Annotated in this window: 20 protein-coding genes and 1 riboswitch; of the genes, 9 read left to right on the top strand and 11 right to left on the bottom strand. The window is 36.7% G+C overall.

Going from position 1 to position 15,385, the window contains the following annotated elements; genetic code table 11:
* Positions 1-33 precede the first annotated feature (33 nt).
* Together F8162_RS14245 and F8162_RS14240 are read left to right on the top strand one after the other, a co-directional pair.
* Positions 34-357, top strand: a complete 324-nt coding sequence (locus tag F8162_RS14245; RefSeq protein WP_151631652.1) for an iron-sulfur cluster biosynthesis family protein — start codon at positions 34-36, stop codon at positions 355-357.
* A gap of 264 nt (positions 358-621) precedes the next feature.
* Entirely contained in the window at positions 622-1,527 is a 906-nt protein-coding gene (locus F8162_RS14240; protein WP_151631651.1) for a DMT family transporter, read from the top strand.
* 28 nt (positions 1,528-1,555) lie between these two features.
* On the opposite strand, the gene F8162_RS14235 is transcribed toward F8162_RS14240, so the two are convergent.
* Positions 1,556-1,777, bottom strand: a complete 222-nt coding sequence (locus F8162_RS14235) for a hypothetical protein (RefSeq protein ID WP_000639043.1) — start codon at positions 1,775-1,777, stop codon at positions 1,556-1,558.
* Positions 1,778-2,057: 280 nt separating this feature from the next.
* Between F8162_RS14235 and F8162_RS14230 the strand changes: the two genes are divergently transcribed.
* Complete coding sequence (locus F8162_RS14230) at positions 2,058-2,441, top strand: ATP synthase subunit I (RefSeq protein ID WP_151631650.1); 384 nt, start codon at positions 2,058-2,060, stop codon at positions 2,439-2,441.
* A gap of 257 nt (positions 2,442-2,698) precedes the next feature.
* Here F8162_RS14230 and F8162_RS14220 read toward each other — a convergent pair whose 3' ends face one another.
* Together F8162_RS14220 and pckA are read right to left on the bottom strand one after the other, a co-directional pair.
* Complete coding sequence (locus F8162_RS14220) at positions 2,699-2,896, bottom strand: hypothetical protein (RefSeq protein ID WP_151631649.1); 198 nt, start codon at positions 2,894-2,896, stop codon at positions 2,699-2,701.
* 274 nt (positions 2,897-3,170) lie between these two features.
* Complete coding sequence (pckA, locus tag F8162_RS14215; RefSeq protein ID WP_151631648.1) at positions 3,171-4,757, bottom strand: phosphoenolpyruvate carboxykinase (ATP); 1,587 nt, start codon at positions 4,755-4,757, stop codon at positions 3,171-3,173.
* Positions 4,758-4,985: 228 nt separating this feature from the next.
* A riboswitch (SAM riboswitch) is annotated at positions 4,986-5,107 on the top strand.
* A gap of 169 nt (positions 5,108-5,276) precedes the next feature.
* Here pckA and metK point away from each other — a divergent pair.
* Positions 5,277-6,476, top strand: coding sequence for a methionine adenosyltransferase (metK, locus tag F8162_RS14210; RefSeq protein WP_000163113.1), 1,200 nt, complete (start codon positions 5,277-5,279; stop codon positions 6,474-6,476).
* A 41-nt stretch (positions 6,477-6,517) separates the two neighbouring features.
* Here the strand turns inward: metK and F8162_RS14205 are convergent, their stop codons facing one another.
* The 3 genes from F8162_RS14205 to F8162_RS14195 are packed head-to-tail and all read right to left on the bottom strand — an operon-like array spanning position 6,518 to position 7,114.
* Positions 6,518-6,697 (bottom strand): hypothetical protein, encoded by a 180-nt coding sequence (locus F8162_RS14205; RefSeq protein WP_151631647.1) that lies wholly within the window; start codon positions 6,695-6,697, stop codon positions 6,518-6,520.
* Positions 6,698-6,703: 6 nt separating this feature from the next.
* Positions 6,704-6,883 carry a hypothetical protein gene (locus F8162_RS14200; protein WP_000424805.1) on the bottom strand — a complete coding sequence of 60 codons (180 nt, stop codon included), beginning with the start codon at positions 6,881-6,883 and terminating at the stop codon, positions 6,704-6,706.
* Positions 6,884-6,898: 15 nt separating this feature from the next.
* On the bottom strand, positions 6,899-7,114 hold the full coding sequence (locus F8162_RS14195) for a hypothetical protein (RefSeq protein ID WP_151631646.1): 216 nt from the start codon (positions 7,112-7,114) through the stop codon (positions 6,899-6,901).
* Between the two features lie 100 nt (positions 7,115-7,214).
* Here F8162_RS14195 and F8162_RS14190 point away from each other — a divergent pair, with 100 nt between their 5' ends.
* Together F8162_RS14190 and F8162_RS14185 are read left to right on the top strand one after the other, a co-directional pair.
* Positions 7,215-7,724 carry a molybdenum cofactor biosynthesis protein B gene (locus F8162_RS14190; protein ID WP_029440205.1) on the top strand — a complete coding sequence of 170 codons (510 nt, stop codon included), beginning with the start codon at positions 7,215-7,217 and terminating at the stop codon, positions 7,722-7,724.
* A complete protein-coding gene (locus F8162_RS14185; RefSeq protein WP_151631645.1) occupies positions 7,721-8,323 on the top strand; it encodes a molybdenum cofactor guanylyltransferase in 603 nt (200 codons plus the stop codon). Before F8162_RS14190 ends, F8162_RS14185 begins: the two co-directional genes overlap by 4 nt.
* Positions 8,324-8,606: 283 nt before the next feature.
* On the opposite strand, the gene F8162_RS14180 is transcribed toward F8162_RS14185, so the two are convergent.
* From F8162_RS14180 to F8162_RS14170, 3 genes are all read right to left on the bottom strand, one after another.
* Positions 8,607-9,749, bottom strand: coding sequence for a glycosyltransferase family 4 protein (locus F8162_RS14180; protein ID WP_151631644.1), 1,143 nt, complete (start codon positions 9,747-9,749; stop codon positions 8,607-8,609).
* A 12-nt stretch (positions 9,750-9,761) separates the two neighbouring features.
* Positions 9,762-10,295 carry a phosphatase PAP2 family protein gene (locus F8162_RS14175; protein ID WP_098110781.1) on the bottom strand — a complete coding sequence of 178 codons (534 nt, stop codon included), beginning with the start codon at positions 10,293-10,295 and terminating at the stop codon, positions 9,762-9,764.
* 144 nt (positions 10,296-10,439) lie between these two features.
* The gene (locus F8162_RS14170; protein ID WP_151631643.1) at positions 10,440-10,952 is read right to left on the bottom strand and encodes a gamma carbonic anhydrase family protein; all 513 of its coding nucleotides are present in this window, start codon (positions 10,950-10,952) and stop codon (positions 10,440-10,442) included.
* Positions 10,953-11,026: 74 nt separating this feature from the next.
* On the opposite strand from F8162_RS14170, the gene F8162_RS14165 reads away from it, so the two are divergent.
* The 3 genes from F8162_RS14165 to F8162_RS14155 are packed head-to-tail and all read left to right on the top strand — an operon-like array spanning position 11,027 to position 13,208.
* Positions 11,027-11,830, top strand: a complete 804-nt coding sequence (locus tag F8162_RS14165) for an alpha/beta hydrolase (protein WP_151631642.1) — start codon at positions 11,027-11,029, stop codon at positions 11,828-11,830.
* A gap of 37 nt (positions 11,831-11,867) precedes the next feature.
* Complete coding sequence (locus F8162_RS14160; protein ID WP_001102483.1) at positions 11,868-12,932, top strand: tetraprenyl-beta-curcumene synthase family protein; 1,065 nt, start codon at positions 11,868-11,870, stop codon at positions 12,930-12,932.
* 60 nt (positions 12,933-12,992) lie between these two features.
* Entirely contained in the window at positions 12,993-13,208 is a 216-nt protein-coding gene (locus F8162_RS14155) for a hypothetical protein (protein WP_151631641.1), read from the top strand.
* 35 nt (positions 13,209-13,243) lie between these two features.
* Here F8162_RS14155 and F8162_RS14150 read toward each other — a convergent pair whose 3' ends face one another.
* Together F8162_RS14150 and F8162_RS14145 are read right to left on the bottom strand one after the other, a co-directional pair.
* Entirely contained in the window at positions 13,244-14,545 is a 1,302-nt protein-coding gene (locus F8162_RS14150) for a PepSY-associated TM helix domain-containing protein (protein WP_151631640.1), read from the bottom strand.
* A gap of 157 nt (positions 14,546-14,702) precedes the next feature.
* Positions 14,703-15,377 carry an aspartate/glutamate racemase family protein gene (locus tag F8162_RS14145; protein WP_151631639.1) on the bottom strand — a complete coding sequence of 225 codons (675 nt, stop codon included), beginning with the start codon at positions 15,375-15,377 and terminating at the stop codon, positions 14,703-14,705.
* Positions 15,378-15,385: the final 8 nt, after the last annotated feature.

The following is a 15,385-nucleotide window of genomic DNA, read 5'->3' as shown; positions in this document are numbered from 1 at the left end:
AAGGATACGAGAAGAGAGGATGAACATTAACATATGTACGTTACTGTAACAGAAGCAGCATATAAAAAGATTATGGATACGATTCCAAATGAAGCGAAATATATAAAGTTATTTTACGATAATGAAGGTTGCGGTTGTGTAATGAGCGGAATTATCGATTTAGTAGCTGTAGCAGAAAAAGATGAGCGCGATGTGGATATCGAATCTAGCACAATGAACTTTATCGCAGATCGCACAAAGCTTGTATTTATGGATGATAAGTTAACAGTTGATTGGCATGAAAGTGGAGGAACTTTTCAGCTGAAGAGCCCGAGCCAATTTTATAATCCGAATATGAAATTACATGTTCGAGTGTAGTAAAGGAAAGGTGGTTCCAAAATATATTTTGGACCATCTTTTTTATTATATAAGGTGCAATTAGTATCGTTTTTTGTTGATAAGTCGATATATTAGGAAAATCGCTGATATAATTCAAGTTGCACTGATATACTTGAAAAATTGTCGATATAATTTCATGCACCAAAAAAGAGAACCTCTCCATACAGTACGAAGATTTTTTCACATAATGAAATGTACATATGATTGAATTTTCTGTATAATCTTATTGCGGAGGGGATACGCATGAGAAAATGGGGGATGGAGTTATTAATTTTAAGTGTCGTTATTATTTGGGGGATTAATTTTACGATTGCGAAATATGGACTTTTAGAATTTACAGCCATTGAGTTTACTGCGCTTCGAATGATGTCGGCGGCACCACTTATGTTACTCCTTACATTTTTTATTGAAAAGTCGGTTTATATGGAGCGAAGGGATATACCTAGATTAATCATCGTTAGCGTTGTAGGTATTGTACTGTATCAAACATTATTTATGGAAACTGTCAAATATACATCCGCTACAAATGCCTCTTTACTCATTTCTATTTCACCTATTTTTACAACTGTATTTGCGATTTTCTTGAAACAAGAAAAGTTTTCTTCTCGAAAGCTCATCGGTTCTATCATTGCCTTTGGTGGTGCAGCGTTAGTTTTAGTAGCAGGGCATTCACTTGCTAGTTCTTTTTACGGAAATGGAATTGGGCTCATTACATCGATATGCTGGGGGCTTTATCCTGTTTTAGCGGGACCATTAATTAAAAAGTATTCAGCATTACGTGTTACAGCATGGTCAGCGTTAGTTGGCGCAATTCCGCTCTTATTGTTAAGTGGACCACGTGTACTTATAATGCCATTTCATATTACACACGGAATGACACTATTTGCTTTACTATATTCGATTTTCTTTGTAACAGTATTTGGTTTAGTGATGTGGTATGTTGGTATTCAAAAAATTGGAGCGTCACATACGATGGTATACATGTATATAACGCCGCTTGTAGCTGTTTTATTTGCAGCTATTTGGGCAAATGAATATGTATCTTTTCAACAAATAATCGGTGGAATTATTATTTTCTTCGGTCTATGGTTTGTGAAATCGGAGAAAATAAAAGTGCATTCTATTGCGGAGGAACCTATATCAAAATAGGAAAACAGATCACCTATGATCTGCTTTCCTATTTTTTTATTTTTGGTAAGAAGACGAGAAATAAGATAGCAGTAATAAGTGGAATTAAGTTTAAAAATGGAATACGGAAGAGTGTGATAAGAATAATACCTGGAAGAAGGACACCGAGGACAGCGTAGAAAATACTATGATTTTTCGTGTACCAATACAATGAAAGTCCAATAAGTGCAGGGATAATAAGGTGAATGAGAGCCATTAAAAAATAAATCATTAGACGCCCCCTTTATTTGTGTGCTTATTACATCATATCCGTATGTTCATAGATTGATATCATTTTTTTTATAAATGGACGAAAAACGTTTGAAAAAACGTCACAAATTATGAGGATATGATGTTTGAAATCTTGTATAATATTATTTCCTAAAAATATTTAAACAACATAAACGTACTGTTTATGTTGTTTTTAATTTGAGTGAAATGGATGTAAGCAGTATAAACTGGAAAGAAATTTTTTTGTTGGATAGATAAAAATTACTGAAGAGGAGAACAGCATGATTAGTATGTCATTAAGATCGTTTAAAATTCAATCGTATTATTTACTAGGTTTTCTTTTACTAGGCTGGATGGTAACACCGTTTTCAGCACATTTTCTAGGTGCAGGAATTGGACTTATTGTAAGTATGTATTGTGTTTGGCTTTTAGGGAGACGAATTGAGAAGCTTGGAGATAGTATCGTAAAGAAAACGAAAGCACCGACGCTCGGTATGTTTAACCGTTTTGCCGCTGCTATTTTGGGTGCTATTATTATGTACGAAATTGAGCACCATATGGTTATGTGGGCATTTGCAGTAGGGATTCTGGGTGGCTATTTCTTAATCGTTGTGAATTTAGGCTACTATAGTATGAAAGATGAGGAAGAATTAACGAAGAACTAAAAAGATAAAAAGATAAAAAGATAAAAAGCCTCTTTTTAGATGGAATAGAGGATCCAGCGAAGGATAGAAGCGGTCAGAAACTTTTTTAGCCCCATGCGGTGTGAAACCAGAGTGATGTAGTGAGTAGAGATATAATTTATATGTTCGAAGCCGTGATTTGTATGTGTGAAAATGAGGAATCTAGTGATGGATAGTACAACAGGAAGCGTAACTTTTTATAAAATATAGGTTTCTGCTTCCAATAAGTTAACATGAAATCACTTATTAGTATGACTCTTATGTTCTTTAAAAAAGTTGGAGATAATACAACAAACTATTCCGGTAATTAGAATAATGTATTTTATCGTTTCACTAGTATGCTCAAATAAATTAACGTTAAGCATCACAAGTCCCCAAAACATTTGGATCACTCCGTAACTGAATAAAATTTTTCCTGTACGAGAAAAATTTTTCATAGGTCTCACCCTTTCCTGTATATGTAAATTATATCATGGGAAATTAAAAAATGAATGATTATAAAATGAATTTTCTGTAATTTTATGAACTAAGCTATAGATGAAGAGATAAGATATAGAAAGAAGCTTACGTAAAAAACGTAAGCTTCTTTTTTATGTAAGTGTGTATAACCGTTAAGCCGCATTGGGTTTTGTCGGTGAGTACGCGGAACTTTACGGTTACACGACACTTATTCATATGAGTAAAAGGGTTATTCCAACAGAAAGTTTGTACTTAAGCGATTGGACCGCCTAAGTTAATAATATCTTCAGAAACGCTGTCGAACTTTTTGAAGTTCGCTTTGAACTCGTTCGCAAGCTCGATTGCTTTCGCTTTATAAGCAGCTTTATCAGCCCAAGTCTGTTCAGGCATTAACACTTCGTCAGGTACACCTGGTACGTGAAGTGGAACTTCAAGACCGAAGATGTCATGTTTAGCTGTTTCAGTTTTTGCAAGTTCGCCGCTTAATGCTGCTTGAATCATTGCACGAGTGTAGCCTAAGTTCATACGTTTACCAATGCCGTATTCGCCACCAGTCCAGCCAGTGTTTACTAAGAATACTTTCGCATCGTGTTTCTCGATTTTTTCACCAAGCATTTCAGCATAACGAGACGCATCAAGTGGTAAGAATGGTGAACCGAAGCAAGTTGAGAATGTTGCTTGCGGGGATGTAACGCCGCGCTCTGTTCCTGCTAGTTTACTAGTGTAACCACTTAAGAAATGATACATAGCTTGTTCTTTTGATAACTTACTGATTGGAGGCAATACGCCAGATGCATCAGCAGTTAAGAAAATGATTGTATTTGGGTGTCCAGCAACACTTGGCAGTACGATATTGTCGATCGCATGCATAGGGTATGCAGCACGAGTATTTTCTGTTAAAGTAGTATCGTTATAGTCTGCGATACGCGTTTGGTTATTAATGATAACGTTTTCTAAAACAGATCCAAATTTGATTGCATCGAAAATTTGTGGTTCTTTCTCGTGAGAAAGGTTTACACATTTTGCGTAGCAACCGCCTTCAATATTGAATACACCGTTATCAGACCAACCATGCTCATCATCACCGATTAATTTACGGTTTGGATCAGCAGATAATGTTGTTTTACCTGTTCCAGATAAACCGAAGAATAGTGATACGTCGCCTTCTTCACCTACGTTTGCAGAGCAATGCATAGAAAGAATATCTTGTTCAGGTAGTAAGAAGTTCATAATAGAGAAGATTGATTTTTTCATTTCTCCAGCGTATTCTGTACCACCAATTAGTACGATACGTTTTTCGAATGAAACCATAATGAATGCTTCAGAGTTTGTACCGTCAACAGCTGGATCAGCTTTGAAATTCGGTGCAGAAACAATTGTGAACTCTGATTCATGAGTTGTTAATTCTTCTTCAGTTGGACGAATGAATAATTGATGTACAAATAAATTGTGCCATGCATATTCGTTAATAACTTGAATTGGTAGGCGGTAATTGCGGTCAGCGCCTGCAAATCCATTGAAGATGAATAACTCTTCTTTTTCTTTTAAGTATTCTAAAACTTTAGTATATAATTTATTAAAATGTTCTTCAGAAATCGGTTGATTCACTGCTCCCCAAGCAATTTTGTCAGCAACCGATGCTTCTTTCACAATAAATTTATCTTTAGGAGAACGTCCTGTATATTTTCCTGTTGAAGCAGAAACTGCACCAGTAGAAGTTAATTTCCCTTCATTTCGCATTAATACTTTTTCCACTAATTGCGGAACACTTAGTTGAATCTGTGCATTGCTTCCGTTCAATAATTCGTGTAAACCAATTTGGACATTCACAGTACTCATATTTATATACCATCCTTTTCATTTAATGAAATATTTCTCGTAATCCCCAACAAGAGTATAACACAATTATATAAATAATGTATACTATTTATTTCTTTTTGTTTGTGTGAATGTATTATTTCCTTATTAATATTTCATTCCAGGCGTATTGAGAAAAACTTTCAGGAAAATGTGAATATTAATTGACAAATGAATATCATTTCTTTAGTATAGGTTGGGACGGATACTCTCTTATCCCGAGCTGGCGGAGGGACAGGCCCGATGAAGCCCAGCAACCTCATTTGTAGTGGTAAATACAGGTGAATAGGTGCTAAAACCTGTGCGAGGCTAACGGTCTCGAACGATAAGAGCAAAGGGCAAAAAGCAGTATGCAAGTAGCAAATTAAACCTTTCCTCTATGTAAAGTAGGAAAGGTTTTTCTGTATGCTTGTGTGGGAGAATAAATGTATGTCGCAGTTTGTGGCAAATTAAGGATGAGTTCCGTACAATATATACAATTACTGTAGGGAGGTTTACCACATGACAAAAAAACGTCATCTGTTCACATCTGAGTCTGTAACTGAAGGACATCCAGATAAAATTTGTGACCAAATTTCTGATTCAATTTTAGATGCGATCTTATCAAAGGACGCGAATGCACGTGTAGCTTGTGAAACAACTGTAACAACTGGTTTAGTATTGGTAGCGGGGGAAATTACGACTTCTACTTACGTAGATATTCCAAAAATCGTTCGTGAAACAATTCAAGGCATTGGTTACACACGCGCAAAATACGGATTCGATGCAGAAACTTGTGCAGTTTTAACATCTATCGATGAGCAATCTGCTGACATCGCTATGGGTGTTGACCAAGCGCTAGAAGCACGCGAAGGTCTAATGACTGACGCTGAGATTGAGGCAATTGGTGCGGGAGACCAAGGTTTAATGTTTGGCTTCGCATGTAATGAAACACAAGAATTAATGCCACTTCCAATCTCACTTGCTCACAAATTAGCTCGCCGTTTAACTGAAGTACGTAAAGATGACACATTATCATACTTACGTCCGGATGGAAAAACGCAAGTTACAGTTGAGTATGATGAAAATGGTAAACCTGTACGTGTAGATACAATCGTAATTTCTACACAGCATCATCCAGATGTTACATGGGAAGAAATCGATCGCGATTTAAAAGAGCATGTAATTAAAGCTGTAGTTCCAGCAGAATTAATGGATGGAGAAACGAAATTCTTCATTAATCCAACTGGCCGCTTCGTAATTGGTGGACCACAAGGTGATGCTGGTTTAACAGGACGTAAAATCATCGTTGATACTTACGGTGGATACGCTCGCCACGGTGGCGGTGCATTCTCTGGTAAAGATGCAACGAAAGTTGACCGTTCTGCAGCATATGCAGCTCGTTATGTTGCGAAAAACATCGTAGCAGCTGGTCTTGCTGACAAAGCAGAAGTACAACTTGCATACGCAATCGGTGTAGCACAACCAGTATCAATTTCAGTTGATACATTCGGCACTGGTAAAGTATCTGAAGACGTACTAGTAGAACTAGTTCGTAACAACTTCGATCTTCGCCCAGCTGGTATTATTAAAATGCTAGACTTACGTCGCCCAATTTACAAACAAACAGCAGCTTACGGCCACTTCGGACGTACTGATGTAGATCTAACATGGGAACGTACAGACAAAGCTGCAGCTTTAAAAGAGCAAGCTGGTCTATAATATATGAAAAAAAGCTTTGCGCCGTGAGCGCAAAGCTTTTTTTATTTTGTTTTATTTACCACTTGGATGCAAGAACCACAATAAACTTCTCCATCTAGCTCAATGTACTTTCTCACATTTGTCATACCACTTGCCGGAAATGGCATATGAATCCATGCTTTTTCATATGTTTGTATTTCCTTTTCACATGATTTACAAAGGACTGGTTTCTTCTTGAACATATGTAATCAACCTTTCATTTGACGTGCTTTACCCGCGCAAAAGGCACTGCTTAGTAAAAATAGGGTTGCGAATATAATGCTTACTAATGTAGCGTATGGAATTGCGCCTTTTAGAGAAAAGCCAACAGTAATGGAAGCGACGAATAAGAGGATGAATGTTGTTGTTAATTTTTTATAAAGTTCCATAATATGTAGACCTCCTTATTTAGAGATAGAACGTTTAAAAATAAAATCTATTATATAGGCAAGTACGAGAGGAATTAATGTGCTAGTCACATAGTAACGAATACCACCATCAGGCAAAAGTACATACAATTTTAAAAAGTTAATATCGAACCCGTAAGCGATGCATTGAAAAAGGGATAATATAATTAGGAATGGTATAATGGCTACGTATCGTTTTATGTTATAAAACATAAAAAAACTCCTGTATATGGATAAATATACTTATATTGTATCATGTTGAATTCTTTGCTTCATACATAATTTTACAAGAAAATGAAAGGGAAGATGAAAAATGAGTGTCAATGAACATAAAAAACAAGCACCAAAAGAAGTGCGTTGTAAGATCGTGACGATTTCCGATACACGTACGGAAGAGACAGATAAGAGCGGACAACTATTACATGAATTGTTAAAAGAAGCAGGCCATACAGTGACCTCTTATGAAATTGTAAAAGATGATAAAGAGAGTATTCAGCAAGCAGTGTTAGCTGGTTATCATAGAGAAGATGTTGATGTCGTGTTAACAAATGGCGGTACTGGTATTACGAAACGTGATGTGACGATTGAAGCGGTATCAGCGCTATTAGATAAAGAAATTGTCGGGTTTGGTGAGTTGTTCCGTATGATTAGTTATTTAGAAGATATCGGAAGCAGCGCAATGTTAAGTAGAGCGATTGGCGGTACAATTGGCCGCAAAGTTGTCTTTTCAATGCCAGGATCAAGCGGAGCAGTTCGTCTTGCGATGAATAAATTAATTTTACCGGAATTAGGTCATATTACATTTGAGCTGCATCGCCAATGAGTAAGTGGGCTGGAATTGTATTAGCAGGCGGTATGTCGAGTAGATTTGGTGAGCCGAAAGCATTAGCAATTTGGAAGGGGACTACTTTCGTTGAGCGTATTGCGAAAGTGATGACAAGTACTTTGCAAGAAGTTGTAGTCATTAGTCATACTGATATAAAGGAGCGAGTAGAGCAACTCGTACAAGTTCCTGTTATAGAAGATATTCCACATTATAAAGGAAATGGCCCACTTGCTGGAATTGTATCAGGAATGGAATATATAGAAGCAGATTGGTACGCTATTATGCCTTGCGATGCGCCAAATGTTTCACATGAATGGCTTACCATTTTACTAGAGCAAACGAGCAATGAATATGATGCTATTGTCCCTATTATTAATGGAAGAAAACAGCCGTTACTTGCGGCGTACCATAACCGTGTGAAAGAAAAAATTTATGCTTTGCTTCAAGAAGAAAAAAGAAGTATAGGCCAACTTTTATCACAATGTAATGTGAAGTATATTACTGGTGAAGAGGTACAGACGAATGCAGATTGGTTTATAAATGTGAATACGAAAGAAGAATATGTACAAGCTCAAAAAAACCTTTCAAATGAATGAAAGGTTTTTTGATATACAGAAATTGGGGAACAATTACTGTATAAAGGTATGTGAGTAAGTTGATTTTAAGGGGAATCTCTTAAAATCACTATACAGTAAAAAAATACTGTATAACCATATATTAATTTTTATGGGTTTTTATTACAAGTATATTTAGTTGTGTGTCTTTTTGTTATAATAAATATGAGAATAATATGATGCTTCACCTTGTGTATCATTTATTAAGCTAAAATTTCCAATTATGTAATAACCCCTCTTCGTGTTATGAAGAGGGGTTTTCTGTTTAAGCGAGTAATTCTGATGCGGTGTGCTGAAGGACTTCTTCATATTGATTAAGTAAGCCACGAAAGATCTCATCCCAGCTTTTTGATTTAGCATAAGACGAAGCCGCTATGCCCATTTGCAAAAGTTGCTCTTCATTTTGCAATAAAGAATGGATGGATGATAGAAATGAATCCGCATGTTTGGGCGGGCAAAGAACTCCCGTTTTTCCATCTGTAATAATATTTTTAACCCCGCCACTATTTGCACCGATGACAGGTGTACCGCATGCAAGTGATTCGAGTACGACATTTCCGAATGTTTCAGTAGCGGATGGAAATACCATGATATTAGAACAAGCATATGCTTCAGCTAAATCCTTCCCTTGTAAATATCCAGTAAAAGTGATATTTGTACGCGGAACAGCTTCACGCAAATTTGTTGCTAGCGGACCGTCTCCCGCGATGAGCCAATGAATGTCGTTTCGAGTATGAGTCGTTTTCAAGATAAGGTGTTGCAACGTATCAATATCTTTTTCAGGGGCAATCCGTCCAACATAGGAAAGGACATACTTCGCTGTAATATTATATTTTTTTCGGAATAGGTCTGTATTGTAAGATGGATGAAAGAGTGTGCAATCTACACCACGTCCCCATATGGAGAGGGCCTGAAATCCTTTATTTTTTAGTTGGTGTAACGTTGCAAAAGAAGGAACGAAATTTTTTTGCATATGACTATGAAACCATTTTAAATAGTTCCAAAGCATATTAGAGAGAAATTCAATTTTGTAATAGCGTAAATAAGCATCGAAATCAGTATGATAAGAACCGACAACTGGGATGTTTAACTTTTTTGCATAATACAATCCACAAAGTCCCATGTTGAAAGGTGTAGCAATGTGAATAATGTCAGGTTTAAAGGAAAGAAGTTCTCGTTTAATGCGCGGAGTAGGAAAAGAAAAGCGGCATTCTGGATATAATATTGTTAATGGGATACTTCTCATCTTATTCACATTAGCTACGAAATTATCTTCAGCTGTATGCTGAGGGGCGAAAACAGAATAGGCGATCTTTTCTTTCTGAAAGTAACGTGTTAATCGTTCTAATGTTTTCGCAACCCCGTTAACTTGTGGCGTAAAAGTATCGGTAAAAATGGCGACTCTCATCATATCACTCCTTTATGTGAAAAGTGGGATGAATTGATAAAAAGAGATGATGCCAGAGCAAGTGCCGAGGCACATACCGACGAATACATCAGACGGATAGTGAAGTCCTAAATAAATGCGAGAAATACCAACGCATAATGCTAACGGTAATAGAAAAGCAAATAAGCTTGGATTATAGCAAATAAATGGAATAAGGACAGAGAAAACGGCTGTTGTATGACCAGACGGGAAAGAGTGGTCTTTTAATGGATGGACTGGATATTTCGCATCCTGAATTGTTAAATAAGGACGTTTTCGCGGATACCATCTTTTTAATATTTGTACAGGAATATGGCTAATTGCTAAAGAAATAGCAGTTGCGATTGCAGCTTGATGCAAAGTTCCTTTTGCGAAAATTAAAAAGAAAAGTGTGAGTGCGATTGAAAAAGTAGCACCGCCGATATGAGTAATATTGCTGAAAAAGATATTTAATGTTTTTTGATCAAAGTATCGGTTAATTCCTTTGAAAATGTAACATTCTATTTTATACAGTCCACTGACCTTCATGGAAATTCTCCTCCCTCGCTTACATATATATGGAGATATTAGCTTTTATTTTAATAAGATTTTATTGAGGGAGTAATAATGTTTTGTAAAGAAAAAGTTAGTTTTTCATACAAAAGAGCTGCCAATCTTATGGCAGCGATAAAATTATTTCTGTAATGATTTATAGTACTGACCTTTTTCGACGTATTGTGTGCGAATTCGCTCCATGTCTTTACGGTCTTCCTCTGTTAATTCACGAATGACTTTCGCCGGACGACCGAACGCTAACGTATTTGGCGGGATTGTCTTTCCTTGTGAAACGAGACTCCCAGCACCGATAAAGGCTCCTTCGCCAATTTCAGCACCATCTAATATAATAGATCCCATTCCAATTAAAGCATCTTTTTTAATATGGCAGCTATGTAAAATAACTTGATGCCCAACTGTAACATCGTCTTCTAAAATAAGAGGATATTGCGGGCTTTGATGAAGTGTACATTGGTCTTGTACATTTACTCGGTCTCCAATAATTGTTGGTGACACATCGCCGCGTATGACTGTATTAAACCAAATACTTGATTCCTCGCCAACGGAAACATCGCCTGTAATCGTAACGTAGTCAGCGATAAAAGCACTACTCGCAATTTTTGGATTTTTTTCTTTGTAAGGGTATATCATGTAAAGCCTTCCTTTCCTAGAGACTAGTTTCAGTGTATCAAATTATGAGAAAGAGTGAAATGGAGGAGAGCCGTATGTGGAATTATGAAGCAGAGGAAGCGAAAGCTGTCGTTGTTATCGTGCACGGCGCAATGGAATATCACGGACGTTACGAAGCCGTTGCGGAAATGTGGAATCATAGCGGCTACCACGTCGTAATGGGGGACCTTCCATCACATGGAACGACTTCGAGAAATAGAGGACATATTGATTCATTTGATGAATACATAGAGGAAGTTAAATTGTGGGTGAAAGAGGCAAGAAAGTATCGGCTACCTATTTTTATATTTGGTCATAGTATGGGTGGTCTTATTGTTATTCGTATGATGCAAGAAACGAAGAGAGAAGATGTAGACGGCATTATTTTAAGTTCACCTTGCCTAGGAGTAGTGACTGGACCTTCTGCACCGCTTCAAGTTGCCTCAAAAATATTAAATGTTATCGCTCCGAAATTGCAATTTGCAACGAATCTTACAGTGGAAATGTCAACTCGTAATCATGAAGTTCGGGACGCGATGGAGAATGATTCATTGTTCTTGCGTAAAGTATCAGTACGTTGGTATAGTGAATTGATTAAGTCTATCGAAATTGCTCATAAAAAAATAGATGATTTTCCAGATGTTCCGCTCTTGCTAATGCAGGCGTGTGAGGATAAACTTGTAGATAAAACACGTGTCCGCATGTGGTTTGATAATGTTAAAATGAGTGATAAGGCTTTTAAAGAATGGCCGAATTGTTATCACGAGTTATTAAATGAGTATGAGCGTGATGAAATTTTGAATTATATTCAGTCATTTACTGAAATACGCATCAATAACATAATAGAAACAAATAAGTAAATTATTTGTACATTGAATAGAGGAGATGAAGGAAGAAGTGAACGTACCGAGTAATCCCATAACGCTCATGGCGAAAGTATACCGTGATGTGTTTCCGGTTGTACACCATGAGCTAGCGGTGTGGAAAGAGCGTGCCTACCATATTCCGAATGATGAGCTTCATAGTCAGGCAATCGCAAGTATTGAGAATAAAACGTTCCATTGTGAGGGCGGTGGTATTTTAGCACTGCTAGCAAATGAGCACCGAGAGGAATGCATTCGTTTTATCGTAGCGTATCAAACAATCAGCGATTATTTAGATAATTTATGTGACCGCAGTACATCACTTGACCCAAATGATTTTGCCGCACTGCATGAATCGATGTTAATGGCATTATCACCTGAAGTAGAAGGTGGCGGTAATTATTATCGCTATCGTGATGATCAAGACGATGGTGGTTATTTAGATGAACTTGTTGAAACATGCCAAGACGTTTTAAAGAAAACGAAACACTATGACAAAATTGCTCCTGTTCTTCATGAACTTGCTTGTTATTATTGTGATTTGCAAATTCATAAACACGTGAAATTAGAAGAAAGAGAACCGCGCTTACAAACATGGTTTGAAGCACATAAAGAAAACTTACCTGAAATGAGCTGGTTTGAATTTTCAGCATGTGCAGGTTCTACGCTTGGAATTTTCTGTCTTGTCGCATATGCATTTCATGATGAATTACATGATGAAGATATTGCGAAAATTAGACAAGGGTACTTCCCTTACGTACAAGGACTTCACATTTTACTTGATTATTTCATCGATCAAGAAGAAGACCGTATAGGTGGGGATTTGAATTTCTGTAGTTATTATGAAAATGAGCAAGCGATATTAGATCGGATGAAACATTTTGTAGAAGAAGCAGAGAAGAGCATTGGTGATTTGCCTCATGCGAAGTTTCATCGTCTCATAAGCCGAGGGTTACTTGGTATTTATTTATCAGACCAAAAAGTATCAGCACAAAAGAATATGCACAAAATGGCACGGCGCATTGTAAAATATGGAGGCCTCACTTCACGATTCTTCTATTGGAACGGGAAGATGTACCGAAAGAAAATGGCGCAGTGATGAAGAAAACCACTCATGTAGAGTGGTTTTTTGTTATAATATGGTAAAGGGGTGATGAAAATGAAGCGATTGTTCCAAAAGCTATATGACCATATTGAAGTAACATTACTCGTGCTACTTTCCATTTCATTTGTGATGGGAATGTATATGATGATGAATAGGCCAAGTGGTCCTACTATGATGGATTATGTGCCACAAGTGTTAATTGGCGCAATTATTATTGTAGATATTGTTTTTTTAATAAGTAATAGAAAGAAACAAACGAATAGTAAATAAAAAGCATTTGTACAAGAGAGTACAAATGCTTTTTATTATGATCGTATTTTTGAAAATACATATATGAGAAGCTCAATTGCGAAAATAACTAAAACAGATAGTCCGAATAAAGGCATGACAACGCCTAGTATAACCATCATGATAAAGAAAACGATTATGCTTTTTTTATCTCTTTGCTTTGGCGGTGCTGCTAATTTTCCTTTCGGCTTTCTTGCTAACCACATTTTTATTCCATAATAAATAAGAAGTAATAAAGATAATGTCGTTAGTAAGCATAATATTTTATTTGGCCATCCGAATAAATGTCCTTCGTGAAGCGGGATACCGTAAGTGAACCATTGTGCAAATAAGCCATAATCACGATAGTCCGTTTTTGAAATGAGTTTTCCGCTATATTGATCAAAGTAAGCTGTTATTTCCTCATTTGGTGCGACGTGCATACCCGTAATACCAGAACCGCTCGATTTCGAAACAGTGAATACACCTTTTGGGTCAGCGGGTAGTGAGATAACGTATGGCTTCTTTATTTCAATTTCTTTTTGTAATTCATCAATTGAAATGGCTTTTGGCTCATTTGAATTCGATTCAGGAGGAGCTTCTTTTCTTGTTGCCCACGGTAATTCCTTTACTTTGGATTCAGGCGGTGCCATATACAATTTCGGATATCCAATCGATTCATTCGACGATGCAATTTTATAAATTTGGTTACCCATAAACCCTGACCAAGGCAATCCAGATGCGACTAGCAAAACGAGTGGAATTGTAAATATAATACCGATAATAGAATGACGTCGTTTTGCTTTTTCTCGCTTATTGGATGCTGGTGTATTTTTGAACTGGCGTATACTCATATACAACCCGGTCACAATTAAAAAGATTGTCCAGCATGCCGCAAGCTCTACAATATAGTTGACGACAGTGCCACCGACTAAAAGAGAACTATGCAATTCTCGCATTATATTAGCAAACGTTTCACTTGCGTTTTGATCTCCAACAATTTGATTATTACTATCTAAATACACATATTTTTGTTGCCCTGTATATTCATTTGCAATTGTAATTCTCGTATTATAATCCCCATTAAACTCACTAATTTTCGCCACACTATAATGTGGATATTTTTTCTCTGTTAAGGAAATAGAATCAGACATCGAAATAGATTCCGTTTGGGCGCTCTTCCCAAAATATAAATCTTTATAGATGAAATCTTCAACCTCTTCCCGAAATAAATACCCAATTCCGCTCAGTGACAACGTAATAAGAAGCGGCGTAATAAAAAGCCCAGCGTAAAAATGCCAACGCCAAAAAATGTAATGAAGCGAACGATTTACTTTCATACTTTCAGTTCCCCTAACCTTCCCTATATGAATAGATTCCTCATTTTAATATAGCGAGATTAAGTGTGGATATTTTGAAGGAATTGTGAAAAATGTTAAAAGTTTTTGGGATTTTTATTAAACAACAAACACATTTCAAAAGGGATGTTTTCTATGTTTATGAAGATTTCTTTGTATTTGATAGATACATCCCAACAACCGCTTCAGCAAGACATTGAGCGGAATCAACAAAATCTTCACTCGCCACAACATTCAAATCAGTACATGCGATAATAGCGGTATCTACTTCATCTTTTAATTGTAAGACGAGCGTACTCCATAATTTGCGAGCTTCTTCAACTTCTCCGTTTTTAATATAAGTAATAATTTGATTAATCATTTCCTGCCATTTTTCATGATGAATGTACTCTATATTACGTTTTATAATCCCATCTTGGTAAATACCAGCTTGAATTGTCGCTTCTGTTGCGAGAAGAGCGACTCTTTTTGTATTTTCGGGAATTGCTTGTAACGTCTCATCGACGATATTTAAAATCGGAATGGATAGAGAATGCTGTAATTCCTCGAAATAAAGATGTGCTGTATTGCACGGCATAGCGATAAAGTCTACGCCAGTACTTTCGAGTTTTTGTGCTCCTTCAATAATCGCTTTTTTCATTGCTTCGTGATCAATAGGGCGATCCATATAAAACGGTGTTGGACAAGAATAAATCATCATATGAGGAAAGTCCATATCATGCTTTGCTCCGTATATTGTTTGACACTTTGCTACAACTGTATCGACGAATGGTCCAGTTGATTTTGGCCCCATTCCTGCTAGTATTCCGATCATTGTTTCGT

Origin of the sequence: Bacillus sp. CH140a_4T, from assembly GCF_008923725.1 — a bacterium.
Lineage (GTDB): Bacteria > Bacillota > Bacilli > Bacillales > Bacillaceae_G > Bacillus_A.
Note: the sequence above shows the minus strand (reverse complement) of the source record. Positions and strands in the feature narration are given on the sequence as shown.